We start from the raw sequence: 25,206 nt of genomic DNA, 5'->3' as shown, positions 1-25,206 counted from the left end.
GGGACTCATGAATGCGCCGTCACCGGCTCGCCGACCGGCCCATGCACGCGCGTACGGCCGGCGAACGCGGAGACGCCGAGGACGACCGTGCCCAGCGCCCAGCACACGGCCGGGCCGACGGCGTTCCAGGGCACCGTGTCCATGGCCACGGCCGCGACCGCTGCCTGCATCGGCCCGTAGTCGGGCAGGTAACGCACCAGGACGCTGGCCGCGGCAGGGGTGGCGAGCGGGCTCTGCAGGGCCAGGTCGATCGAGCAGATCACGGTGACGAGGACCAGGCCGGCCAGGTCGCTGGTCAGCACGGCGGCGAGCGCGATGCCGATTCCCCCGTAGATCAGCGCCCCGCCGCCGAGGGCGGTGGCGAGCAGCAGGGGCTGCGCGGTCGGATGGGTCAGGCAGATCAGGCCGGTCGCGTAGAGCGCGACGCAGAGCGCGACCACCACCAGGGCGGTGAGCTTCGCCGCGATCAGGCACAGCTGGGGGAAACCGGATCGCACCAGCCGGCGGTCGAAGGACGCCGAGTTCATCGTGGTCACGAACATCATGAACCCGGTGATCAACGCCAGGATCTGCAGCGCCCCGCCGAGCTGGTTGAGGACGTTGGCCGGCATCGTGACGGTCCGGTCGGCGGCACGGACGTAGAACGGGAGGGGGATCTCCAGGGACAGGGCGTAGATGAGGATCGCCCACACCGGGATGAAGACCACGATGATCACCAGTGCCAGCCGGTTGCGCAGATGCTCCACGAACGTCATGCGTACGGCCGTGGCGTAACAGCCCCAGTGGCGTCTCACGGCGCACCCGCCCGGTCCGCGGCCCCCTCGTAAACGGCCCCGGCGTCCACGCGCTCCTGCTCACGCAGCACGCCGCCCTCCAGCCGATGGAGCGTGTCGAGCCGTGCGGCGTCGTAGGCGAGGTGGGAGACCACCAGCACCGAACGGCCACGCGCGCGCAGTTCCTCGGCCAGGTCCCAGAACCGCACGTACGTCTCCCAGTCGAAGCCCTGGTAGGGCTCGTCGAGCAGGAGCACGTCCGGGTCGTGCATCAGGGCCAGGACGAGGTTGAGCTTCTGGCGGGTGCCGCCGCTCAAGGTGGCGGGGCGGGCCCGGCGGGAGCCGGAGAACCGCAGCGCCTCCATCAGCTCCTCGGCCCTGCGCAGGCTGTCCAGGCCATAGGCGACCTGGAAGAACCGCAGTTGCTGCTCGACCGTGAACGCGTCGTGCAGCACCGTCTCCTGAGGACAGTGACCGATGCGCCCGCCGTGGCGCACCGACCCGCCGTCCGGCCGCAGGTCGCCCGCGAGGACGCGCAGCAGCGTGGTCTTGCCCGCGCCGTTCTCCCCGACGATCCCCACCACCCGGCCGGGCGGCAGATCGAGATTCACTCCACGCAGCACCGGGCCGCCCCGGTAGCCCTTCCGTACGTCCCGCACCCGCAGCACGGGCTCATCCGACGGCATGTGGCCCCCATCCCCACCCGGTCCCGCTTCGGCTACTTCGGTGTGTCGACGGCGATGAAGGCGACCGTGCCGCTGCCCTGGGCGCTGCTCACGCCCTTGCTGGAGCACTGGCTGATGTCCGAGGTGGGAGCGGCCTTCCCGGCGATCCGCTTGCCTTTCAGCTTCCCTTCGGTGACCTCGCCGACCAGCATCATGTCGCCCGGGTTGTACGAGGCGATTCCGTCCATGTTGGGGCGGACCGTGGAGGTGCCCAATGTCTGACCCTGGGCGTCCTTCCAGGTGACGGTGCCCGTGCCGGCGACGTTCTGGACGCCCGTGCAGGACGCCTGGCCGGTGCCCTTGAAGGTGGCCGTCCCGGAGCGGATGTTGGGGAAGCTCCCGTCGGGAGAGGAACAGTTGCTGAGCGTCACGGCGCCTGTGGCGGTCACCGTGCGGGCCTCCTTGCCCACCGCCGGGTCGGCGGTGATCGGCTGGCCGTTGGTGCTCACCGCGCACGTCAGCACGGTGTGGCCGCCCGGCTGCTTCGGCGAGGGGTCGGCGACCGGCCTGATGCTCGTGCTGGTGCCGCCCGACGCGCCTTCGGCGACCGACGGGACGACCGTCAGGGCCAGGCCCAGCAGGCCCGCCGCGGCGGCGCCGATGCCGCAGGTCAGGTAGGCGCGAGATCGAGAAACGTTCATGAACATCCCCCCGAGTGATTGCTGTCGGCAATCTATCTATCACAATCAGTAACGGGAGGGCCGCTGACTCGGCAAGGGGCACGTGGAAGAGGACCGGGATGGCGAAGCGCGTGTGGGATGAGCCGCGGACTGGCCGGCCTTCGAGGGCAGTGGCGAGCCGGTCACCACGGCCGAGGGAGCTGCTGTCAGATCATGACGGTCATCGCCTCGTCGACCACGCGGAAACCGAGCCGCTCGTACACGCGGCGGGCGGGGTTGCCCTCGGTGACCACCAGGCCGATGCCGGTCAGACCGCCCTCGGAGGCCCGGACCAGGGCGGCCGACAGCATCAGCGCGCCGAGACCTCGCGGCGACCGGTCCGGATGCCGGAAGACGTCCGCGACCCACGGTCCCCGGTTCGAGTCGTTGACGAAAACGCCGCCCACCACCTCGCCCCTCCCGGGAGAGCCGTCCCGTACGGCGAGGACGCTGCACGGAAGCAGCGGCCCGATCTCCTCGCCGGTGAGGAGCGGAACGAGCTCCTCCTCCAGGGCCTTCTCGCCGTCCCGGGGACGGTAGTCGGGATGGCCGGGCGGGTAGGCCGCGAACCACGCGGGGAAGATCTCGGCGGGCGGCCGGTCGCAGGGGACCATCCGGAAGCCGTCCGGAGCGGCGCCCGCGACGGGCCGGGCGATCGGCAGATCGCACAGCATCACGTTCATGTGCCGCAGCAGCCGCGCGCCTCGGTTCAGCAGGGCTCGACCGAGCTCGACCGGCGCGGAGACCACCCAGCCCGGCATTCGCGACGCGACCGCGTCGGCGGCTCCCGGGCCGATCTCCTCGATCGCGTAGGCCCAGGGGCTGCCGTCGCGCACGCCTTCCAGGTAGCTCATCACCGGCACGCCGTCGGCCCCGGTCAGACTGTGCCGCTCCTCACCCATACCGCGAGGCTCGCGCAATCCGCTTCGCTCGGCAACTGGGTCAGGTCACGCGCCGGCGTCCTCGGCCTCCCAGCGCAGCAGGTCTCCCGGCTGGCACTCGAGCGCCTCGCAGAGCGCGGCGAGCGTCGAGAAGCGCACCGCCTTGGCACGGCCGTTCTTGAGCACCGCCAGGTTGGCGGGCGTGATGCCGACGCGGTCCGCGAGCTCGCCCACGGACATCTTCCGCTTGGCCAGCATGACGTCGATCTCGACGACGATCGGCATCAGATCACCTCGTCCAGCTCGGCCTGCATCCGCGCCGCCTCGATGTCGCGCGCGACGGCCTGGGCGAGCAGCATCCGCAGCACGAGCACGATGAGCGCGACCCCCAGGGCCGCCACGCCGGCCCCGCCTGTCAGGAGGACCACGCCAGGCGGGACGGGCTCGCCCGGCGCCAGGACGGCCGCGAGCGCGAATATCAGGAGGGCGGCCGCCACGACCGCGCCGATCACGACGTCCACCCACCGGAAGGCCGCGTGGGTGAACACCGTTCCGCGCCGCACCATGGTCACCAGCCGCCACACACAGACCAGGACGACCTCCACCGTCACGAAGCCCAGGACCGTGATCGCGACGATCGGGAAGCGCAGGTACGCGTACTCCGGGTCGAGCTCCTCCAGGTCGGAGGCGAGCAGAGGCACCATCACCGTCTGCACGAACACCGAGCCGGCGAACAGCGCCACGAGCACGGCCCGTAGCGCGAGCACTGTCAGCTGTCTCATAGCCTCTCCCTCGATCGAACGACGATAGAAATCTATCGAAACTCGATAGGAAGAGGCAAGGCCTGCTCCACGCGGCCGATGCTCGCGGGCGCTTCCTAGACGCCCTGGGGGAGGCGGAACAGGCGGTTCGGGTCGTACGCCGCCTTGACCTGGGCCAGCCGGGCGGCGTTGGCGCCGTAGTACTGCTGCCGCCAGTTCTTCAGCTCGGGGTCGATGTAGTTCACGTACGCGTGGTCGCCGAAGTACGGCCGCATGGCGGCGTGGGCGGCCCGGGCCCAGCCGGCGCCGCCGCCGAAGTGGGAGTAGTACTGCACGCTGAACAGCGCCTTGCGGTGCGGGAAGGCGGTGGCGTCGGGGCGGACCCGGCCGATGGCGCCGCCGAGCGCGTCGAGCATCACCGAATGCCGTCCCGGCGCGGTGACCTGGGCCAGCAGCGCCTTGATCCCCGCGGACGACAGCGGCGTGTAGGCGAAGTGCGACTTGGCCGAGAACGAGTCGCGGACGAGCTTCCCGCTCGGATTCTGCCCGGGCAGGGTGCCGGGACGGTGGCACTGGGCCACGGACATCGACGCGCACCCCGCCTCCACCATCATCGCGTGGTCGTACGCGGACGTCGCCACGTAGCGGGTCGAAGGGCCCGAGCCGATGTGGTCGACGAGCTTCTGCAGCAGGTTCTCGCACGCCGTTCTGCCGCCGAGGTAGAGGCCGCCGACCATCACGTCGAGCGAGGGATCACGGTCGAGATGGCAGTTCGACCACATCGCGTCGGGCGCGGAGGGCGCCCACGCCTGCCATGCCTTCAGCACGGCCGCGGCCTTCGACCATGGCCAGTGCAGGAAGAACAGGGTCACGGAACGCGTCGGGTGAGTCCGGAACGTGAACGACGTCGCCACGCCGAAGTTGCCGCCGCCGCCTCCCCGGGACGCCCAGTAGAGGTCCGGGTGCGAACTCGGCGAGCAGGTCAGCAGCTTCCCGTCCGCCGTGACGACCTTCAAGGACTCCAGCACGTCGCAGGTCAGGCCGTACTGCCGCGACACGACGCCGATGCCGCCGCCCAGCGTGAGCCCGGCCACCCCGACCGTCGGGCAGGAACCCGCCGGGATGCTGACGCCGTGCGCGGCCAGCTTGGCGTAGACGTCGACCAGGCGCGCCCCGGCGCCGACCGTGGCGTGGCCGCCGGAATACGACACGCCGCTCATCGGCGACACGTCGATGACGAGCCCGCTGCCGGTGGACCAGCCCGCGTAGCTGTGGCCGCCCGACCGGGAGGTCACCGGCACGCCGTACCGCCGGGCGAACGCCAGGGACTCCGACACGTCCGCCGCCGTCGTGCAGTAGACCACTCCAGCCGGCCGTACGGAGTCGAAGGCCGAGTTGAACACGCGGCGCGCGTTGTCGTACGACGCGTCGCCGGGACGGACCAGCTTGCCGTCCAGCCCCCGCCCGAGCGCGGACCAGTCGGCGGGACGGGGACCCGCGGCGCTGAAAGCCGTGCCGGAGAAAGCGGCGGCCCCGGCCAGGGCCGAGACGCGAAGGAAGCTCCGTCTGTCGATCATGGTCGTACTCCCGAGGTGGTGATCTACCTCGTTGAGACGCCTGTGGATCCGGTCCGGTTGGTTACAGTGCTATCACTTCGTCCCTGTCCGCAGGGCCGCGCGGGGCACAACCGCTGGAGGCGCAGGAGCCGCCCGGCATGCTCGACGCCGTCAAGGACGGCTCCGTCTCCTCGGAGCGCTCCCACCCCTGACCGGCCTGCGCCGGCGGCCCGCGACGGACGGTTCGGGGACGGGCGGCCCCGCCAGGGTGAACGTGCCCTCCCTGCGAACGGTGTGCCAGCGCAGCCGGGCCCCCAGGACCGCGGTGGCCACGGACTGGATGACGACCAGGTACATGAGCTGCCGGTAAACGAACTGCTGCAGCGGCAGCACCCACAGCACCGAGGCCCGTTCGCCGTCGAGGCGCAACGCGTACCAGCCGGTGAGCGCCTGCACCGCGACGAAGCCGGCCCACACCGCGACCACGGGCAGGGGATCGCCGACGAACAGCCCGTAGAGGGCCATGACGTCGACGACGGGGGCCAGCAACGGCAGGATCACCTGGAAGAGGGTGAGATATCCGATGCATCGGCGGCCGAAGGGCCGGCGCTCCACGACCGCCCCGCGATGCTTCCAGATCGCCTGCAACGTGCCGTAGCACCACCGGTAGCGCTGCCTCCACAGCTGGCCGAGCGAGCCGGGCGCCTCGGTCCACGCGCGCGCCCGCTCCTCGTAGACGACCCGCCAGCCCCTGCGGCTGATCGCCATGGTCAGGTCGGTGTCCTCGGCGAGCGTGTCCGCGCTGACGCCGCCGGCCGAGGCCACCGCCTCGCGGCGGAACGCGCCGATCGCCCCCGGCACCGTCGCGATGCAGCCGAGAAGGTCGAACGCGCGGCGGTCCAGGTTGAACCCGACGACGTACTCGATGTGCTGCCAGCGGCCGATGATCCCGCGCCGGTTGCCGACCTTGGTGTTGCCGCTGACCGCGCCGACCGTGCGGTCGGCGAGCGGCCGTACGAGGTTCCCGATGGTCGAGGGTTCGAAGACGGTGTCGCCGTCCACCAGGACCAGGATGTCGTGGGCGGCATGGGCGATCCCGGTGGTCAGCGCGGCGGGTTTCCCCGCGTTCGGCTGCCGGATCACCCGGACCCCGGGCAGCCCGAGCGAGGCGGCGATCCGTCCCGTCTCGTCGGCCGAGCCGTCGTCCACGACGACGACCTCGACCGGGCCGGGATAGTCGGTCTCCGCGAGTGACCGGACCGTCGCCTCGATCCCCGCCGCCTCGTTGTACGCGGGCACGATCACCGAGACCGGCGGCGGGGCCGCCCACTGCGGAACGCCGGTGTTCGCGGGTGTGCCGCGCGTCCTGCGTGCGTGCGCCCACGCCAGCGCGACGAAGAGGGTCATCCGGAGCAGGGTGAGCACGCCGGCCGCGGCGAGGAACCAGCCGAGCGCCTCGACGAGGGCGAACGATGCGCGCTGGGCGAATCCCACGACCGTGCCGAGGACGCGCTCGTCGGCGGAGGCGGCGGTGTGCGCCGTGGGGAGCCCGACGGCGTCCGTGAGCGTGGTGGCGGTGTATCCCTTCTTCTCCAGCCGGGTGAGCAGCCGGTCGACGGCGGCTAGCGTCCGGGTGCGGTCGCCTCCCGAGTCGTGGAACATGATCACCGCGCCCTCGCCCTCGACCGTGCGCGCGAGGGACGCGAGGACCATCTCGTCCACGGGTGGGCGGCTCCAGTCCTGGGTGTCCACGTCGGTGAACGTCACGAGGTATCCCTCGTCCCCGAGCAGCCGCATCGCGGCGAGCTGCCCGTACCCGACCGCTCCCGGGCCGGAGGAGTACGGAATGCGGGCGAGGCGGGTGTGGATCCCGGCCGCCGCGGCCAGCGTCTTCTGCGTCAGGGACATCTCCACGCGGGCCCGCCAGGCGGGTACGGCGCCCAGGTCGGCGTGGGTGTAGGTGTGGTTGCCGATCTCGTGCCCCTCGGCGACCACGCGGCGGGTGAGCTCGGGGTGCTCGGCGACGTGGGCCCCCAGGACGAAGAAGGTCGCCTTGGCGTGGTGCTCGCGGAGCAGGTCGAGCAGCCGGGGCGTCCACCGCGGATCGGGACCGTCGTCGAAGGTGAGCGCCACCCGGCGCGGCTTGGGCCGCGCGCTGAGCGGCTCGGATCCCGAGACGTTGACCAGAGGGCCGCCGGAGCGGATGTGCTCCAGCTCCGCGGAGTCGCCGAAGTCCCCCGGCGGCGGCTGGGTCTCGCCGACCACGTTGTGCGCGTACGCGTTGAGCAGCAGCGCTCCGGCCATGAGCAGCGCGGCGATCGCGACGAGGAACCAGTGGCCGCGCGGCTCGGGAGGTCTGCGCTGGGTTGGTTTGCGTCGGGCCGGTCTGCGCTGTCGTCTCATCGACGCCTCATCGGGCGGTCCCGGGCGCCTGGCCGGGCTGCTGGGGAGGCGTCTGGACGGTACTGGTCTCGGGCGCGGCGGTCCGTGTGGCCTCTTCGTCCGGCGCCGTGGTCCGGGTGGCCTCCGGAGCCGACGACGGCGCCGACGACGGAGCCGACGACGGCGCGGGCCTGGCCTCGTCGGCCGAGGAGACGTTCACCTCCGGCTCGGGGACCGCCGAAGGTGTCGTGCTCGGCTTCAGGCTCTTCCTGGCGGAAGGAGAGGCGGAGGGCGCTCTGCTCGGCAGCCTGCGGGCGGAGGGAGTCCGCCGCACCGCGGCCGCCGTCGCGCGTGGCGTGCCGCTCGCCCGCAGGGCACGCCTGCGCTCGGACCTGCGGGACGGGATGGGGGAGCCCGTGGGGGAGCGTTCCACGACCTGCTGCCCCTGCGTGCCGAGCCATCCCATCGGGGGGAGCTCGGGACCGGCCAGTGCTCCGCTCACCAGGGTGAGCGTCAGCGCGAGGACGACGATCGCCCCGCCGACCGCGGCGGCTGTCAAGATCTTGGCCCGGCGCCCGCTCTGGTCCACGAAGACGGCCGGACGTTCCGGCCGATGATCTTCCACGACGCATGATCGTACGCGAATCGAAAGCAGCTTCGAGAAGTTCGAGCCATTTTGTGATCAGGCATCCGCGATTTCCCGATGCCCTGCGGCCGGTACGACCCACTTCAACGGCATCGCTTCCTGTATATGACCTGATTTGTTGGCTTCCGCCCGATAGCGGAAAGGTGGTCGTCGCGCTGTTCGCCGCAGACAAGGCCCGTTTGGGAGATCTGTTCTACAACAGCGTCGCCGCCCGTGCCGATCCACTGATCGACCCATCGTGGTCACCGTGCGGGGGCGGCGGATAGAACTGGACCTGAGTCGGTTGCGGCACCCGCACATCCGGCTTGAGCGGCAGCGGTCAGCCTGAGGGCGGAAGTCGGAGGAGAAGGCGTGCTTCTCCGCTTGGTCGCAGGACAACTCGACTGTGCCGCAGTCGCCTGTGGGCGGCTTCGCGGACGCGCGAGCTCCCGTCGGCGGGCGATCGTCTCCGGCGGCGGTATGCGCATGAGAGCCCCCGGCGCGGGTGGGGCTGGTTAAATGGGGCAAGGTCGAGCCCCTGGTCGTGAGCGGCCGGACGAAGTTGACGTTTGTGCCGTTATGGGGTGATATCGGGGGCGGTGGTGCCGGGCTTTCGATCAATGGGGATCGGAAGGGACGCGCCCATCGTGGAGGAGTGGCGCATGCCTGCGACGCCGTACGGCCGGGCCGGGTCAGGGGACGTGCTGCCCCCGCCCCGCAGCTTCGGCGAGGAGGGTGGGCGCCTGTCCTATGGCGGCTATCTCCGCCTGCCCGAGCTGCTCGCCCAGCAGGAGCAGCGGTCCGGGGCCAGCGACGAGCTGCTGTTCATCACCGTCCATCAGGTCTACGAGCTGTGGTTCAAGCTCCTCCTGCACGAGCTGGAGCGGATCAGGGACGCGATGATCGAGGGCGCGCTGTGGCGCGCCAGGCACCTGTTCCGCCGGGTGCACGCGGTGGAGAAGGTCCTGGTCGACCAGGTCCAGGTGCTGGAGACCATGACACCGCAGGACTTCCTGGAGTTCCGGTCGGTCCTCGCCCCCGCGAGCGGCTTCCAGTCGGTGCAGTTCCGTGAGCTCGAGTTCCTCTCGGGCGCCAAGGACCCGTCGTACCTCGGCCGGCTGAGGGACGCGAGCGAGGCCGAACTCGCCAGGCTCCGGCGGCGGCTCGCCGAGCCCACGCTGTGGGATGCTTACCTCACCGCCCTCTCCCAGCGCGGCCTGCCGGTCTCCGACGAGGAGATCATGGAATCCCTGCTGGCCGTGGCCCGCGACCGGGGGTCGTACGACGACCTGTGGGACCTGGCCGAGGATCTCCTCACCCACGACGAGACCACCGCGCTCTGGCGAATGAGACACGTGCAGATGGTGGAGCGCCAGATCGGCACGAAATCCGGTACGGGAGGCTCGTCCGGGGCACCGTACTTGAGGGGAAGGACAGGTTTGCACTTCTTTCCCCTGCTTTGGGAACTCCGGGCCTGGCTTTGAATCCTCACAAGGGAGTGAGTAGCGACATGCCTCTCGAAACGGCGCTAAACCGGCAGGAATCGGATGAAGCGCTGGATGAGCTTCTCCGCATCGCCGCCGAGAGGTGCGCGCACGCGCCGGGAGCGCTGCAGGTGGAGGGCGAGGACCCCCTGGCCTTCCTGAGGCGGTACTACCGCAACGTGCCGGCCGAGGACCTGGCCGACCGCGACCCGGTGGACGTGTACGGCCCCGCGATGGCCCACCGCCACCTGGCCCAGCACCGGCCGCAGGGCCGCGCGCTGGTCCGCGTCTACACCCCCACCCTTGAGGAGTGCGGCTGGGACCCGGGCCGCACGGTGGTCCAGATCGTCACCGACGACATGCCGTTCCTCGTCGACTCGGTGACGACCGAGCTGGACCGGCACGAGATCGGCACCCACCTGATCGTCCACCCCCAGATGCGGGTGCGCAGGGACATGACCGGCGAGCTGCTCGGCCCCGACAGGGAGGACGTGACCGGGCAGGTCATCCGCGAGTCGTGGATGCACATCGAGGTCGACCGGCAGGCCGATCACGCCGTGCTCAAGGAGCTGGAGAGCGACCTGCAGCGGGTGCTGCTCGACGTGCGCTGCGCGGTCGAGGACTTCGCCAAGATGCGGGCCCTGGCCGTGCAGACCGCCGAGGACCTGGCGGTCAACCCGCCGCCGCTCGACCCCGCGCAGGTCGAGGACAGCATGGAGCTGCTGCGCTGGCTGGCCGACGGCCACTTCACGTTCCTCGGCTACCGCGAGTACCGGCTCGAGGACACCGACGGCGGCGCCGCGCTGCGCGGCCTGCCCGGCACCGGGCTCGGCATCCTGCGGGCCGACAAGGCCGGATCGGCCAGCTTCGCGGCCCTGCCGCCGAAGGTCCGCGCGAAGGCGCGGGAGAAGCAGCTGCTGATCGTCACCAAGGCCAACAGCCGGGCCACCGTCTACAAGCCCCACTACCTGGACTACGTCGGGATCAAGGTCTTCTCGCCGGAGGGCGAGGTGATCGGCGAGCGGCGGTTCCTCGGGCTGTTCACCCACGTGGCGTACAACGAGTCGATCTCCCGCATCCCGGTCCTGCGGCGCAAGCTCGCCGAGGTGCTGGAACGTGCCGGGCTGTCGCCCGACAGCCACGACGGCAAGGATCTGATGGAGATCCTGGAGACCTACCCGCGCACCGAGCTCTTCCAGATGCCCGTGGACGAGCTGCTGCCCATCGCGCTCGGCGTGCTGCGGCTGCGCGAGCGCAAGCAGGTCAAGCTGTTCCTGCGCCGCGACGACTACGGCCGCTACATCTCCTGCCTGATCTTCCTGCCGCGTGACCGCTACACCACCAAGGTCCGCCTGCACATGCAGCGGATCCTGATGAAGGCGCTCGGCGGCACCTCGCTCGACTACAGCACGATGATCGGCGAGTCGGCGCTGGCCCGGCTGCACGTTGTGATCCGCGGCGAGCGCGGCAAGCCGCTCGGCGAGACGCCGGTCGACGTCGAGGAACTGGAGGCGCGGCTGGCCGCCACCACCCGCACGTGGGAGGACGACCTCGCCGCCGCGATCCACGAGCTGTGCCCGGAGGAGGACGCGGCCCCGCTGCTGCGCCGCTACGGCACCGCCTTCCCCGAGGGCTACAAGGCCGACTTCCCCGCCCGTACGGCCGTCGCCGACCTCAAGCGGCTGGAGGCGCTCGGCGAGGACCCGAACGCCATCGGCATGAACCTCTACGAGCCGTACGGCGCGGCCGAGGGGGAGCGGCGCTTCAAGCTCTACCGGCTGGGCGCGCCGATCTCGCTGTCGCGGGTGCTTCCGCTGCTCACGCGGATGGGCGTCGAGGTGGTGGACGAGCGGCCGTACGAGATCGACCGCGACCACGACCCCGACACCAGGGACGCCTGGATCTACGACTTCGGCCTGCGGTACACCCCGTCGGAGGACGTGCACCGCGACGAGTTCAAGAGGTTGTTCCAGGACGCGTTCGGCGTGCTGTGGCGCGGCGAGGTGGAGAACGACGGCTTCAACGCGCTCGTGCTGGCCGGCGGGCTCACCTGGGAGCAGGCCGAGATCCTCAGGGCGTACGCCAAGTATCTGCGGCAGGCCGGGACGACGTTCAGCCAGTCGTACATCGAGAGGGTGCTGCGCGGCAACGTGCGGCTGGCCCGGCTGCTGGTGCGGCTGTTCGAGGCCAGGCTCGACCCGCGGCGGCCGGACGACGGCAGGCCGGAGGTCTGCGACGCGCTGACCGAGGAGATCCTCGCCTCGCTGGACGAGGTGGCCTCGCTCGACGAGGACCGCATCCTGCGGGCCTACCTGGAGATGATCCAGGCGACGCTGCGCACCAACGTCTTCCAGGCGGCGCCCTCAGGAAAAGACGCGGCGGACGGGCGCGACGCCGGGGACGCGGGCAGCCAGTTCGTCACCGGCAGGCGCAAGCCGTACATCTCGCTGAAGGTCGATCCGCAGGCGATCAGCGTGCTGCCGCTGCCCCGGCCGAAGTACGAGATCTTCGTGTACTCGCCGCGGGTCGAGGGCGTGCACCTGCGCTTCGGCAAGGTCGCCCGCGGCGGCCTGCGCTGGTCGGACCGCATGGAGGACTTCCGCACGGAGATCCTCGGCCTGGTCAAGGCGCAGATGGTCAAGAACACCGTCATCGTGCCGACCGGCTCGAAGGGCGGCTTCGTCGTCAAGCAGCCGCCTGTGCTCAAAAACGGCGGGGGCGGGCGCGATGAGTTCCTGGCCGAGGGCGTGGCCTGCTACCGCCAGTTCATCTCCGGCCTGCTCGACCTCACCGACAACCTGGTCGCGGGGGAGGTCGTGCCGCCGCCGGACGTCGTGCGGCACGACGGCGACGACACCTATCTCGTGGTGGCCGCCGACAAGGGCACCGCGACGTTCTCCGACATCGCCAACGAGGTGGCCAAGGAGTACGGCTACTGGCTCGGCGACGCCTTCGCCTCCGGCGGGTCGGTGGGCTACGACCACAAGGCCATGGGCATCACCGCCAGGGGCGCCTGGGAGTCGGTCAAGTACCACTTCCGCACGCTCGGCGTGGACGTGCAGAGCACCGACTTCACCGTGGTCGGCGTCGGCGACATGTCCGGCGACGTGTTCGGCAACGGCATGCTCCTGTCGGAGCACATCCGGCTCGTGGCGGCCTTCGACCACCGGCACGTGTTCATCGACCCCGACCCGGACGCCGCGCGCGGCTTCGCCGAGCGGCGGCGGCTGTTCGAGCTGCCCAGAAGCTCCTGGGACGACTACGACAGGTCGCTCATCTCCGCGGGCGGCGGCGTGTGGCCGCGCACCGCGAAGTCGATCCCGGTCTCGCCGCAGGCGCGCCACGCGCTCGGCCTGCCGCACGGCGTCACCGCGCTGGCGCCGAACGACCTGATCAGCGCGATCCTGCGGGCCCCCGTCGACCTGCTGTGGAACGGCGGCATCGGCACGTACGTCAAGGCGTCGTCGGAGACCCACGCCGACGTGGGGGACAAGGCCAACGACGCGCTGCGGATCAACGCGGCCGACCTGCGCTGCAAGGTCGTGGGCGAGGGCGGCAACCTCGGCTTCACCCAGCGCGCCCGGATCGAGTTCGCGCTGAACGGCGGGCTGATCAACACCGACTTCATCGACAACTCGGCCGGTGTGGACACCTCCGACCACGAGGTGAACATCAAGATCCTGCTCGACCAGGTCGTCCGCGACGGCGACATGACCGACAAGCAGCGCAACCAGCTCTTCCTCGACATGACCGACGAGGTGGGCAGGCTGGTGCTGGAGGACAACTACGCCCAGAACGTCGTGCTCGCGGCGGCCCGCGCGCAGGCGCCGGAGATGCTGCACATCCACGCCCGCTACCTGCGGAGGCTGGAGCGCGAGGGGCTGGTCAACCGGGAGCTGGAGTTCCTGCCGTCGGACAAGGTGCTCGCCGAGCGGCGCCAGGCCGGGCTCGGGCTCACCAACCCCGAGTTCGCGGTGCTGCTCGCCTACACCAAGCTCGTGGTGGACGCCGAGCTGCTGCAGTCGGACATCCCCGACGACCCCTCGCTGGCGTCGTGGCTGGTGTCCTACTTCCCCTCGGCCCTGCGCGACCGCCTCCGGACGTACATGGACTCCCACCCGCTGCGCCGGGAGATCATCACCACCCGGATCGTCAACGACCTGGTGAACTTCGGCGGGACGAGCTTCGTCTACCGGTTCGGCGAGGAGACCGGCGCCTCGACGCCCGACATCGTGCGGGCCTACCTGGTGACGCGGGAGGTCTTCGACCTGCCATCGTTCGTGCGCCAGATCGAGGAGCTGGACAACGAGGTGGACACCGCCACCCAGCTCGCCATGCTGCTGGAGGGCCGCAAGCTGTCCGAGCGCGGCACCCGCTGGCTGCTCGGCAACCGCCGCCCCCCGCTCGACCTCGCCTCCACGGCCCGCTACTTCATCGAGGGCGCCGGCGGCCTGCTGCCCCACCTGCCCAAGCTGCTGACCGGCCCCGACCTGGCGGCGTACGAGGAGCGCAGGGACTCCTTCGTGGCCAGGGGCGTGCCCGGCGAGCTGGCCGAGCGGGTTGCGGCGATGGTGCCGGCCTACTCCACCTTCGACCTCGTGGAGATCGCGGCGTACACCGGCCGGCCGGTGAGCGAGGTGGCCGAGGTCTACTTCGACCTGGCCGACCGGCTCCAGCTCGCCCGGCTGCGGGAGCGGGTGATCGCGCTGCCGCGCGACAGCCGGTGGAACTCGATGGCCAGGTCGGCCCTGCGCGACGACCTGTACGCCGCCCACGCGACGCTCACCAGGGACGTGCTGATCCACAGCCGGCCGGGCCTGTCGCCGGAGGAGCGGCTGGCGAGCTGGACGGAGGCCAACCAGGCCGCGGTGACGCGGTCGCGGCAGACGCTGTCGGAGATCTGGGAGAGCGACACCTTCGACCTGGCGACGCTGTCGGTCGCGCTGCGGGCGGTGCGGACGCTGGTCTCCACCAGCAACCTCCCCCACACGGAGGCCTGACCGTGTCCGGCGATCAGCGGTTGGAGCCGCCGGTGACGATGCCCTCGTAGCCGACGACGTGCGCGGGCGCGGTGGACGCCTTGGGCGGCACCGCGCTCACGTACTGCTGGGTCTCGACGATCTGCCGCTTCTGCCGGATGAACAGGTCCTTGACGGGGCTCAGCAGCCAGCGGGCCGCCGCGGGGACCGCCACCGGGCGTCCCTCGCCGCACTTGAGCCCCTGGGGGTTGGGGGTCCACGAGGACGTGCGGATCAGCGTGTACAGCATCATCGCGCCGCCGTCGCGCGTGCGCAGCGCGAAGATCGGATAGTTGGGGGCCGAGGCGAAGATCGACTCGTAGTTCATGCAGTCGTCGGCCTTCGCCGTCTCCTTGGTCTTGCTGATCTCGTCGTAGAAGCCCGTCGTCTGGGGGCCGGGGGCGATCAGCCCGGAGGCGTAGCCCTTGGGGCCCTCCTCGGCGACCGTGGCGTGCAGCGGGCCCATCAGGTTGGGGCTGATCGCCACCGAGGCGTCGCGCGACTCCAGCGCCGTCGCGTACCCGTCCGCGTCGAGGGCGACCGAGGGCGGCTTCTCGCCGGGGTAGAGCAGCGACGCGAAGCTGTTGCGCCACGGGCCGTCCTCGCCCTGCCGTACGAACGTGAACACGGCGGTGCGGACCTCGCCGGACGCGTCGCGCCGCCGGGCGGTGGCCGCGAACCAGACGGTCGAGCGGCCGCTCTGCCGGGGCACGAGCACGGTGCGGTGATCCCACGCGTAGCGGGCGGGCCTGCCCTCGCGGGAGTGGATCTCGGCGATCGTGATGGGCCGCTGGCCGTCCTGGGTGAGCAGGAGCGCCCACCGGCCGGCCCCGGCCTGCCGCAGCACGTCGTCGGTGTCCAGGAACGCGTCGAGCGCCCGGGATGCCTCCTCCAGCGTCACGGCGGGCGGGCTGGGCGACGGCGACGGGCTCGGGCCGCGTCCCTCGCCGGGACTCTGCAGGGCGGAGGTGGCCGCCGCGGGGCTGGCCGTCGGCCGGGCCGGCTCCCCGCCGGAGCAGGCGGCGGCCGTACAGGTGATCAGGGCAAGGGCCAGCGCACTCCGAACGACCCCGTTCACGCCAGCCTCCCCATGCAATCGATCCACATGCTACCGACGCGTGCTGCCTGACCGGGTCCCCGATTCGCGTACCCTTTACAGACGTGGCAGTCATCGATCCAGCCGAAGAGATCAACGAGCTTAGCGGCACGCTGAAGGGCATTCAGGACGTGCTCGACCTCGACGCCCTGCGCAAGCAGATCGCCGAGTTGGAGGAGCAGGCTGCCGCGCCCGACCTGTGGAACGACCCGGAGCAGGCCCAGCGCGTCACCAGCCGGCTCTCCCACCTCCAGGCCGAGGTGAACCGCGTGGACGGCCTGAGCCGCCGCCTGGAGGACCTCCCGGTCCTGTTCGAGCTGGCGGCCGAGGAGGGCGACGAGGACGCGCTGGCCGAGGCCGACAAGGAGCTCGCCGCGCTCAGGTCCGAGGTCGGCGCGCTGGAGGTGCGCACGCTCCTGTCGGGCGAGTACGACGCCCGCGAGGCCCTGGTGACCATCAACTCCCAGGCGGGCGGCGTCGACGCGGCCGACTGGGCCCAGATGCTGCTGCGGATGTACCTGCGGTGGGCCGAGCGCAAGGGCTACCCGGCGGAGGTCTACGAGACCTCCTACGCCGAGGAGGCCGGCATCAAGTCGGCCACCTTCACGGTCAAGGCCCCCTACGCGTACGGCACGCTCAGGGGCGAGCACGGCACCCACCGGCTGGTGCGGATCAGCCCGTTCGACAACCAGGGCCGCCGGCAGACCTCATTCGCGGGCGTGGACGTGGTGCCCGTGGTCGAGCAGACCGACCACATCGACATCAACGAGGACGACCTGCGCATCGACGTCTACCGGTCGTCCGGGCCGGGCGGCCAGGGCGTGAACACGACCGACTCGGCCGTGCGGATCACCCACCTCCCGACCGGGATCGTGGTCTCCTGCCAGAACGAGCGGTCGCAGCTGCAGAACCGCGCGACGGCGATGGCCGTCCTCCAGGCCAAGCTGCTGGAGCGCAAGCGCCAGGAGGAGGCCGCGGCGATGAACGAGCTGCGCGGCGAGGCGACGACCTCATGGGGCACGCAGATCCGCAACTACGTGCTGCACCCGTACCAGATCGTCAAGGACCTGCGTACGGGCGTGGAGGCGGGCAACCCCTCCGCCGTGCTGGACGGCGACCTCGACGAGTTCATCGAGGGCGAGATCCGCTGGATGCGCCGCCAGGAATCGGGTGACGGTCAGTAGCCGCTCACGTGGGTGAGCGCGACCAGTGCCACGACCAGTAGCACGATCAGCGCGATGACCAGGGGCGACAGCCCCATGAACCCGTGGTGGTGAACCTTGGCGCGGCCCTCCCGGCATACGGGGCAGCGCCCCTCCACCACGGGGCCCGCGCACGCGGCGCAGATCAGATGTTCGCAGCTCATAGCAGCTTTACCGCCCCATCGCCCAAGGGCTAATCGTTTTGTTTCCGTTATGGACGTTCCATGCCAGTGTTACCCCTAGACTGGCCTCTGGCCAAACGGAACGTCGATCCAGAGCAAAGTGACCGGCGACCCCCGGACCGGCCGTCCCACCCCCTAGACTGGCTAGCCGTGATGCGCCCGTGATCCATTTCGATAATGTCACCAAGGTCTACGCGAACCAAAACCGGCCCGCCCTCGACCACGTGAGCGTGGATGTCGACAAGGGCGAGTTCGTGTTCCTGGTCGGTCCTTCAGGGTCGGGGAAGTCCACCTTCCTCCGGCTGGTCCTGAAGGAGGAGCGGCCCAACAGCGGCTCCATCCACGTGGCCGGCAAGGACCTGTCGAAGCTGTCCAACTTCAAGGTGCCGCACCTGCGCCGCCGCATCGGCTGCGTGTTCCAGGACTTCCGGCTGCTGCCGAACAAGAACGTCTACGAGAACGTGGCGTTCGCCCTGGAGGTCATCGGCAAGCCGCGCCGCTTCATCCGCAAGGTCGTGCCCGAGGTCATCGAGCTCGTGGGCCTCGAGGGCAAGGCGCACCGCATGCCGGAGGAGCTGTCCGGTGGCGAGCAGCAGCGGGTCGCCATGGCCCGCGCGTTCGTCAACCGGCCGATGATCCTGCTCGCCGACGAGCCCACGGGAAACATCGACCCCGCCACGAGCATCGGCATCATGAAGGTGCTCGACCGAATCAACAGGACCGGCACGACCGTCCTCATGGCGACGCACGACGCCGCGATCGTCGACTCCATGCGCAAGCGCGTGGTCGAGCTCGAGGACGGCAAGATCGTCCGCGACCAGTCGCGCGGCGTGTACGGCCAGGCGTATTAGGAGTAACTGGGACCATGCGGGCCAACTTCATCTTCTCCGAGGTCTGGATCGGCCTTCGGCGCAACCTCACGATGACCATCGCGGTGATCGTGACCGTGGCGGTCGGCATGGCGCTGCTCGGCGTCGGACTGATGATCAACTCCCAGGTCTCGAAGCTGACCGGCTTCTGGAGCGACAAGGTCGAGCTGTCGGTCTACCTGTGCACCAAGGGCTCGCCCTTCGAACCCTGTAAGAACAGGGGCGCGGTCACCCAGGAGGAGAAGGGCACCCTGGAGCAGACGATCAAGGCGCTCCCGGATGTCGAGCGGGTGGAGTTCGAGACCCAGGCCCAGGCGTTCAAGAACTTCCAGAGCAGCGAGAACAACACGCTGCTGCTCTCGGTGACCAAGCCGGAGGACATGCCGGAGTCGTTCCGGGTCAAGCTGAAGGACCCGGAGAAGGCGGCGGCCGTGCAGAGCAGCCTCAAGGGGCAGCCGGGCGTGTCCAACGTCGTCAACGAACGCGACCTGCTCCAGTCGGTCTTCGGCTTCATGGACACGCTGCGCAACGTGGCGCTCGGCATCGCGATCCTCATGGTGATCGCGGCCACCCTCCTGATCGGCAACACGGTCCGGCTGTCGGCGTACAACCGCCGCAGGGAGACCGGCATCATGCGGCTGGTCGGCGCCTCCAACATCTACATCCAGCTTCCGTTCGTGCTGGAGGGCCTGATCGCCGGTCTCATCGGCGGCGTTCTGTCCGGTGTGATCCTGATCATCGTCAAGGTCTTCATCTTCGAGTCGATCCAGACGTACATGGCCGCGCCCCTCGGCTGGGACACGGTCGCCGGTGTGATCACCGGCACCATGGCCATCGGCGTGCTGATCTGTGTGCTCGCCTCGTTCGTCACCCTGCGCCGCTACCTGCGGGTGTGATCCCGCACCGGCCGCGCAGCTCGTTTCCGCCCTTCGCGGCGACGGTAGGCTCCCCTTATGCCACGTGAGACCGGGCGCAAGCTGATCGCCCAGAACAAGCGTGCCAGGCACGACTTCTTCATCGAGGACACCTACGAGGCCGGGCTCGTCCTGACCGGCACCGAGGTCAAGTCCCTGCGGGCGGGAAAGGCCAACCTGACCGACGGCTACGCCTCGGTCGAGGGCGGCGAGGTCTGGCTGATCAACGTGTACATCCCGGAGTACAGCCAGGGCACCTGGACCAACCACGCCGCCCGGCGCACGCGCAAGCTGCTGCTGAACCGCAAGGAGATCGGCAAGCTCGACGCGACGCTGAAGGAGAAGGGCCTCACGCTGATCCCGCTGTCGATGTACTTCAAGGACGGCCGGGCGAAGATCGAAATCGGTATCGCCCGAGGCAAGAAGGACTACGACAAGCGGCAGACGCTCATGGAGAAGCAGGCCAGCCGGGAGATGGCGCGGGCCATGTCGAACGCGGTCCGCCGCCGGGGGGGCCGTTAGGCCGTGTCCTTCCGATCATTCGGGGTCGTCCGGGCGAGAGCCGTACGGGCCGCGCTCGCGCTGGGGCTGGCCGCGCCCCTGCTGACCGGCTGCTTCGAGGAGCCGTCGCCGCACGAGGCGGTGCGTGACTTCCTCGTCGGCTGGCAGACGGGGGACTACGCGGCCGCCGCGCGGCGGGCCGACGGCGACCAGGCGGCGGTGCGCAAGGCGCTGGAGGACGCCCGCCTGCAACTGGACGCCGCCTCGATCCGCTTCTCCCTGCGGGGGATCAACCAGGACGGCGACGCCGCGCAGGCCGGCTACCACGCCGAGGTGGACCTGGGCGAGAACAACCCTCTCTGGCAGTACGACGGCAACCTGCCCCTCCACCTGGTCGGCGGCCAGTGGAAGGTGCGGTGGTCGCCGAGCGTCATCCACCCCGACCTGCACCCCGGGCAGCGGCTCGCGGTCGCCACCGTCCCCAAGGGCCGCAAGCCCATCCTGGACCGCAACGGCAACGCGCTGCAGGACGAGACCGTCCTGCACGTCGCCGGGGTCACCCCCGCCAAGGTCAAGGACCCCGGCCGGCTCTGCGACCAGCTGTCGAAGGTCACCGGTTTCGCCCAGGACCGCCTGCTGAGCCGCATCCTGTCGTCGCCCCCGCAGGACTTCGTCCCCCTCGCGACCTTCGGGCGGACGAAGTTCGCCCAGATCAGGTCCAAGCTGGAGGCCATCCAAGGCCTGGAGTTCGAGGTCGACAACCCGCCGGTCGCCCCCAAGTCGCCCACCCAGATCGTCGGCGTGGTCACGGCCATCACCCCGGAGGCGGAGCAGCGGCTCGGCGGGCCGCAGCGGGCCGGCGACACGCTCGGCCGGGACGGCCTGCAGAAGGCCTACCAGGACCAGCTCACCGGCTCGACCGAGACCCGGGTCGTCATCCTCGACAACGCCACCGGGCGACTGGTCAAGGAGCTCAAGGCGTGGCTGGGGCGGGAGAACTCGTCGGTCCAGACCACGATCGACAGCCGCCTGCAGAGCGTGGGGGACGCCGCGGTGGCGGGGGCCCGCCCGGCCGCGCTCGTCGCGGTGCAGGCCTCCACCGGCGAGGTGCTGGCCGTCTCCACCAACCAGTTGCACCAGGAGAAGGACGCGCTGGCCGGCAGGTTCGCGGCGGGCACCGCCTTCTCGGTCGTCGCCGCGGAGGGACTGCTCCAGTCGGGCCTCGACCCCAGGCAGAAGGTGCCGTGCAGCGCCGACCGCACCGTGGGCGGCGCCCGCTTCCAGCAGCCCGGCGTCAACGGCGTGACGACGCCCACCTTCCAGACCGACTTCGCGCAGGGCTGCGTGACCGCCCTGGCGTCGCTGGCCCGGCGGATCAGCGGGCAGCGGCTCGCCGCCAGCGCGAGCCAGTTCGGCATCGGCGGCGACTGGAAGCTGCCGCTGAAGACCTTCAGCGGGTCGATGGCCGCCCCCGACGGCGACGCGGCGATCGCGAAGATCCTCGCAGGCCAGGGTGCCCGCGTGAGCCCGCTGACGATGGCCCTCGTCGCCGCGGCGGTCAAGTCCGGCACGTGGCGGCCGCCGGTGCTGGTGACCTCGCCCACCGCTCCCGACCCGGGGGCCGGGGACGGCGCCACGGCGGCCACCGTGCAGCCCGTGGCGCTCGACCCCGCGATCATCGCGAAGCTGCGCACGCTCATGCGGGCCGGTGTGACGTCCGGCGCGGCCTCCGCCGCCTCCGCCTCCGGCGATCCCGTGTACGGCGTGGCCGCCGAGGTCACCCAGACGGAGAAGAAGGAGCGCACCAAGCTCTCGTGGTTCGTGGGCTGGCAGGGGGACGTCGCGGTCGCCGTACTGGCGCAGAGCGGCGATGTGGCGGCCGCTCCGGCGATGGCCGGGAGTTTCTTCCGCGACTCCCAGCCCCAGACCTGAAAAACGCGCGGGAGCGAGCAACCATCGGGCCGTCGATCGGCGTCTTTCTAGGTGACTGGGACCCGCTTGGGGGGTTGCGGGCCCAGTCGCCGTGATGAGGACAGGGCTCCATCTCGGGGGGAGCCCTGCCGTCCGGACCGGCTCGACCCTGCCGGTCGGCCCCCGGGGCGCGCGCCAGAGGCCGCGTCCCCGGGGGCTTCGGCGTCTCGCAGGATCGCCCTGCCGCCGGCGGGGAGGAATTCGAGTCGCGTCACCGGTGTTGTCATGAGTAAGCTTGTGATGCCAGGCCCTCGGGTCTGGATTGACAACTCCACAGGGGGTGACCGGTTTCGACTTCGACATTGCAAGTCAGGGGAAGCGGGTCGGGGACGGCGGACATAACCCCGTTAACACTGTGACCGCGAACAAATAAGTGCCAATAAGAAGAGCACTGAGGTCAGCCAGGCTTCCCTGGCTCTCGCCGCCTAAGCAGCGAGAAACCTCTGTCAGCCCGGGAGTGCCTTCGGCCCGGAACTGACATCGCTAGAAGGCTCAACCGTCCGGCCCGGTCACGGGGCCGTCCGGGAAACCAAACAGTGACTGAGCCCGTCGGCGACTCGCCTGTGAGATCGCCGGGGCCGAGAAAAGCGCAACAGGCTGCACCCGGAGAAGCCCTGTCTTGGTGTTGAAGGACGCGGGTTCGATTCCCGCCACCTCCACATCTCCGCAGAAGGGCGGGGAGGAAGCGTTCGCTTCCTCCCCGCCCTTCTGCTGTCTGCCGGACTTCAGATCGGACGTGTCACCGGGACGACGGTGAGCAGGTGGTCGAGGCCTTTGAACACTCTAAATACTGATGCTACGTCGTGCCACCTTGTAGCACGCGGCTGCGCGATCGCCGGGAAGTACTGTCGGGGCGATACGTGGGAGGAGGCTTGCCGTGGGAGAGCCCAGAATCGTGGTGCGGCGGTCGCTGCCGTCGGAGCCGGCCGTACGGGGGTCGGCCTCGTTGTTCCTGACGGAGGCGCAACGCCAGGGAGTGCGGGCCGGGCGCAGGATGCTGTACGTCGGCCCGGAGCCCGCGCCCGAGCACGTGGCCGCCGGGCTGCGGGTCGAGCCCGGCACGCCGGTGCTGGCCCGGCGCAAGCTGCTGCTCGCCGGAGACGTGCCGGTGCGGGTGGCCACGAGCTTCCTGCGGCTCGACCTCTTCGCGGACACGCCGCTGTGCGAGCCGGGCTTCCTGGCGCCGAGCCTGCAGGCGCGCATCGAGGAGCTCGGCCACCGGTTCGGGCGGGCGGAGGAGCACCTGGTCGCCCGGCCGCCCCGGGGCGACGAGGCGGCCACGCTGGAAGTAGACCGCGGAGAGTGGGTGGTCCAGATCGTGCGGGCGGCCTACTCGGCCGACGACCTGCCGATCCACGTGCTGGAGACGGTCTGCGCCGCCTCCCGGCACGTCTTCGACATCGCTCAGGTGAGCGGCGCCGACGAGTTCTGACCGGCGTAGGCGTCGATCTCCGCGAGCAGGGCAGACTTGCCCTCGGCGCCGAGGAAGGACGCCTCCACCGCGGCGCGGGCCAGGTCGGCGACGCCCTTCTCGTCGAGGGAGAGCAGCCCGGCCGCCACGGCGTACTCCTGGTTCAGGTCGGTGCCGAACATCGGCGGGTCGTCGGTGTTCACCGTGATCGGCACGCCGGCCGCGACCAGCGCGGGCAGCGGGTGCTCGGCCAGGCTGGGCACGGCCCGCGTGCGGACGTTGGAGGTGGGGCAGACCTCCAGCGGGATCCCGTGCTCGGCCAGATGCTCCAGCAACGCCGGGTCCTCCACGCCGCGGATGCCGTGCGCGATCCGCTCGGCGCCGAGATCGCGTACGGCCTGCCAGACGTGCTCGGCGCCGGCGACCTCGCCGGCGTGCGGCACCGAGTGGAGCCCGGCGGCGCGGGCCGCGGCGAAGTGCGGGGCGAACTGCGACCGGGGCACCCCCGCTTCCGGGCCGCCGAGACCGAGGCTGACCAATCCGTCCGGCCGTTGGTCGAGCGCGATGGACAGCGTCTGGTCCGCGGGCGGGCCCGGGACGCCGGGGATGTCGAAGCACCAGCGCAGGACGGTGCCGAAGTCCGCCTCGACCCTGCGGCGGGCGTCCTCGATCACCTCGCAGAACTCCTCCGGGGAGAAGCCCCGGGCCAGGTGGGGCTGCGGCGTGACGGTGAGCTCGGCGTACCTCACCTGCTGGGCGGCCAGGTCGCCGCCCACGCCGTGGATCAGCGTCCACAGGTCCTCTGGCGTCCTGACCAGGTCCACGATCTGGGGGTAGACCTGGAGGAAATGGGAGAAGTCGCGAAAGTCGTAGAACGCCTCGACCTGTGCGGGGTCGGCGGGCACGGCCGTCGTCCCCTCGTAACGCGCGGCGAGTTCGGCGACGATGTGCGGTGACGCCGCGCCGATGTGGTGCACGTGCAGTTCCGCCTTGGGCAGCCCGGCGATGAACCGGGTGAGTTCCGGGGAGATCACGGACAGAACGTAACAACCAGGTAGGAGCCGCCACCAAGCGATTCCGCGGTATCTCACACCACTTTGTCAGGATCGGGCTCATCCTCCGGCCGGCAGTTCGCTGAGCACGACGGTGACCGTCCTCCTGGTGCCGTCCGGCTGCATCAGCTCGACCTGGGCCTTGTCACCCGGTTTGAGCGTCACCAGGATCTGCGACAGGGCGCTGGCGGTGGGCGTGGGCGTGCCGTTGACCTTCACGATCACGTCGCCGGGGCGGATGCCGGCCTTGTCCGCGCCGCCGCCGGGGGACACCGAGCCGACGGCCACGCCGATCGGGTCGCCGTCCGCGTCGACCGCGGTGCCGACCCGTACGCCGAGGGCCGCCCGATGGCTGTTGACGACCCGGCCGTACTGGATGATCTGGCGGGCGATGTCGGTCGCGGTGTCGCTCGGGATCGCGAAGCCCAGGCCGGGCGCGGCGCCCAGGTTGGGATCGACGGCGGCCAGCGTCGGGATGCCGATGACCTGGCCGGACAGGTCCACCAGTGCGCCGCCGCTGTTGCCGGGGTTGATGGGCGCGGAGGTCTGGATGGCGTTGGCGATGGTCGCGGCCCCGCCGCCGGCGTGCCTTTCGCCCGTCACGGTGCGGCCCAGGGCCGACACGATGCCCTGGGTCACGCTGCCGGAGAAGCCGAGCGGGTTGCCCATCGCGAGCACGATCTGCCCGACCTTGAGATTCGCGGAGCGGCCGAAGGTCGCGGGCGTCAGCCCGTTCTTGTTCTCGACCTGGATGATCGCCAGGTCACCGGGGGGATAGGAGCTCACCAGCCTGGCCCTCCTCGGCTTGCCGCCGGTCGCCAGCGTGACCTGGAACTCCCTGGCCGCGCCCACCACGTGGGCGTTCGTCAGGATGTGGCCGTCGGTGTCGTAGACGATGCCCGAGCCCAGCGCCTGCCCGGTGGTGATCTGCACGATCGACGGAAGGACCCTCTTGATGACCTGCTCGTAGGTCGTCTCGAGCTCGATCGGGCGGGTCGGGACGGGCACGGCCGTCCCCGTCTTCGGAGGGGCCGTCGGAGAGGCGGTCTCGCCCGGGGTGGTTCCCGCCGCGCATCCCCCCGCGACCAGCGCGGCCACGGCCGGGGCGGCGACCGTGCGGAGGACCTTCCGTGAGAGCTGCATA

21 protein-coding genes and 1 other RNA gene are annotated in these 25,206 nt (G+C 70.6%); 9 read left to right on the top strand and 13 right to left on the bottom strand.

The window, feature by feature from the left end; all coding sequences use genetic code 11:
- Window positions 1-5: 5 nt before the first annotated feature.
- From ABZ857_RS00345 to ABZ857_RS00305, 9 genes are all read right to left on the bottom strand, one after another.
- On the bottom strand, window positions 6-794 hold the full coding sequence (locus ABZ857_RS00345) for an ABC transporter permease (RefSeq protein WP_357035053.1): 789 nt from the start codon (window positions 792-794) through the stop codon (window positions 6-8).
- On the bottom strand, window positions 791-1,459 hold the full coding sequence (locus tag ABZ857_RS00340) for an ABC transporter ATP-binding protein (RefSeq protein WP_357035050.1): 669 nt from the start codon (window positions 1,457-1,459) through the stop codon (window positions 791-793). Before ABZ857_RS00340 ends, ABZ857_RS00345 begins: the two co-directional genes overlap by 4 nt.
- 32 nt (window positions 1,460-1,491) lie before the next feature.
- A complete protein-coding gene (locus tag ABZ857_RS00335) occupies window positions 1,492-2,139 on the bottom strand; it encodes a hypothetical protein (protein ID WP_357035048.1) in 648 nt (215 codons plus the stop codon).
- A 185-nt stretch (window positions 2,140-2,324) separates the two neighbouring features.
- The gene (locus tag ABZ857_RS00330; RefSeq protein ID WP_357035045.1) at window positions 2,325-3,059 is read right to left on the bottom strand and encodes a GNAT family N-acetyltransferase; all 735 of its coding nucleotides are present in this window, start codon (window positions 3,057-3,059) and stop codon (window positions 2,325-2,327) included.
- A gap of 45 nt (window positions 3,060-3,104) precedes the next feature.
- A complete protein-coding gene (locus ABZ857_RS00325; protein ID WP_357035042.1) occupies window positions 3,105-3,323 on the bottom strand; it encodes a helix-turn-helix transcriptional regulator in 219 nt (72 codons plus the stop codon).
- Complete coding sequence (locus tag ABZ857_RS00320; protein ID WP_357035039.1) at window positions 3,323-3,820, bottom strand: DUF2975 domain-containing protein; 498 nt, start codon at window positions 3,818-3,820, stop codon at window positions 3,323-3,325. The genes ABZ857_RS00325 and ABZ857_RS00320 overlap by 1 nt, the downstream gene beginning before the upstream one ends.
- Before the next feature lie 95 nt (window positions 3,821-3,915).
- Entirely contained in the window at window positions 3,916-5,376 is a 1,461-nt protein-coding gene (locus ABZ857_RS00315; protein WP_357035036.1) for an FAD-binding oxidoreductase, read from the bottom strand.
- Window positions 5,377-5,526: 150 nt separating this feature from the next.
- A complete protein-coding gene (locus ABZ857_RS00310) occupies window positions 5,527-7,758 on the bottom strand; it encodes a bifunctional polysaccharide deacetylase/glycosyltransferase family 2 protein (RefSeq protein ID WP_357035033.1) in 2,232 nt (743 codons plus the stop codon).
- 7 nt (window positions 7,759-7,765) lie between these two features.
- Entirely contained in the window at window positions 7,766-8,362 is a 597-nt protein-coding gene (locus ABZ857_RS00305; protein WP_357035030.1) for a hypothetical protein, read from the bottom strand.
- 662 nt (window positions 8,363-9,024) lie between these two features.
- On the opposite strand from ABZ857_RS00305, the gene ABZ857_RS00300 reads away from it, so the two are divergent.
- Window positions 9,025-9,846 carry a tryptophan 2,3-dioxygenase family protein gene (locus ABZ857_RS00300; protein WP_357035027.1) on the top strand — a complete coding sequence of 274 codons (822 nt, stop codon included), beginning with the start codon at window positions 9,025-9,027 and terminating at the stop codon, window positions 9,844-9,846.
- A 26-nt stretch (window positions 9,847-9,872) separates the two neighbouring features.
- Entirely contained in the window at window positions 9,873-14,846 is a 4,974-nt protein-coding gene (locus tag ABZ857_RS00295; protein ID WP_357035024.1) for an NAD-glutamate dehydrogenase, read from the top strand.
- A gap of 13 nt (window positions 14,847-14,859) precedes the next feature.
- Here the strand turns inward: ABZ857_RS00295 and ABZ857_RS00290 are convergent, their stop codons facing one another.
- Window positions 14,860-15,942 (bottom strand): hypothetical protein, encoded by a 1,083-nt coding sequence (locus ABZ857_RS00290; protein WP_357035021.1) that lies wholly within the window; start codon window positions 15,940-15,942, stop codon window positions 14,860-14,862.
- Window positions 15,943-16,025: 83 nt separating this feature from the next.
- Here ABZ857_RS00290 and prfB point away from each other — a divergent pair, with 83 nt between their 5' ends.
- Window positions 16,026-17,144, top strand: coding sequence for a peptide chain release factor 2 (gene prfB, locus ABZ857_RS00285; RefSeq protein WP_357035018.1), 1,119 nt, complete (start codon window positions 16,026-16,028; stop codon window positions 17,142-17,144).
- On the opposite strand, the gene ABZ857_RS00280 is transcribed toward prfB, so the two are convergent.
- Window positions 17,138-17,326 (bottom strand): hypothetical protein, encoded by a 189-nt coding sequence (locus ABZ857_RS00280; RefSeq protein WP_030509253.1) that lies wholly within the window; start codon window positions 17,324-17,326, stop codon window positions 17,138-17,140. The genes prfB and ABZ857_RS00280 overlap by 7 nt on opposite strands.
- Before the next feature lie 179 nt (window positions 17,327-17,505).
- Here ABZ857_RS00280 and ftsE point away from each other — a divergent pair, with 179 nt between their 5' ends.
- The 6 genes from ftsE (at window position 17,506) to ABZ857_RS00250 (ending at window position 23,031) form a co-directional block, all read left to right on the top strand.
- A complete protein-coding gene (gene ftsE / locus ABZ857_RS00275; RefSeq protein WP_079315626.1) occupies window positions 17,506-18,195 on the top strand; it encodes a cell division ATP-binding protein FtsE in 690 nt (229 codons plus the stop codon).
- 14 nt (window positions 18,196-18,209) lie between these two features.
- Window positions 18,210-19,109 (top strand): permease-like cell division protein FtsX, encoded by a 900-nt coding sequence (gene ftsX / locus ABZ857_RS00270; protein WP_357035015.1) that lies wholly within the window; start codon window positions 18,210-18,212, stop codon window positions 19,107-19,109.
- Between the two features lie 57 nt (window positions 19,110-19,166).
- Window positions 19,167-19,649, top strand: coding sequence for an SsrA-binding protein SmpB (gene smpB, locus ABZ857_RS00265; RefSeq protein WP_142562969.1), 483 nt, complete (start codon window positions 19,167-19,169; stop codon window positions 19,647-19,649).
- Between the two features lie 3 nt (window positions 19,650-19,652).
- Window positions 19,653-21,560 carry a penicillin-binding transpeptidase domain-containing protein gene (locus ABZ857_RS00260; RefSeq protein ID WP_357035011.1) on the top strand — a complete coding sequence of 636 codons (1,908 nt, stop codon included), beginning with the start codon at window positions 19,653-19,655 and terminating at the stop codon, window positions 21,558-21,560.
- A gap of 315 nt (window positions 21,561-21,875) precedes the next feature.
- Window positions 21,876-22,261, top strand: a transfer-messenger RNA (tmRNA) gene (gene ssrA, locus ABZ857_RS00255).
- 215 nt (window positions 22,262-22,476) lie between these two features.
- Window positions 22,477-23,031 (top strand): UTRA domain-containing protein, encoded by a 555-nt coding sequence (locus ABZ857_RS00250; RefSeq protein ID WP_357035008.1) that lies wholly within the window; start codon window positions 22,477-22,479, stop codon window positions 23,029-23,031.
- Here ABZ857_RS00250 and ABZ857_RS00245 read toward each other — a convergent pair.
- Both ABZ857_RS00245 and ABZ857_RS00240 read right to left on the bottom strand, forming a co-directional pair.
- Window positions 23,004-24,044 carry an adenosine deaminase gene (locus ABZ857_RS00245; protein ID WP_357035005.1) on the bottom strand — a complete coding sequence of 347 codons (1,041 nt, stop codon included), beginning with the start codon at window positions 24,042-24,044 and terminating at the stop codon, window positions 23,004-23,006. The two genes, ABZ857_RS00250 and ABZ857_RS00245, sit on opposite strands and share 28 nt — an antisense overlap.
- 78 nt (window positions 24,045-24,122) lie before the next feature.
- Window positions 24,123-25,205 carry a trypsin-like peptidase domain-containing protein gene (locus tag ABZ857_RS00240; RefSeq protein ID WP_357035002.1) on the bottom strand — a complete coding sequence of 361 codons (1,083 nt, stop codon included), beginning with the start codon at window positions 25,203-25,205 and terminating at the stop codon, window positions 24,123-24,125.
- Between the last annotated feature and the right edge of the window lies 1 nt (window position 25,206).

It is taken from the genome of Microbispora sp. NPDC046933, assembly GCF_040644635.1.
In the GTDB taxonomy this organism is placed as follows: domain Bacteria; phylum Actinomycetota; class Actinomycetes; order Streptosporangiales; family Streptosporangiaceae; genus Microbispora.
This window is presented reverse-complemented; position numbering and strand designations above follow the sequence as displayed.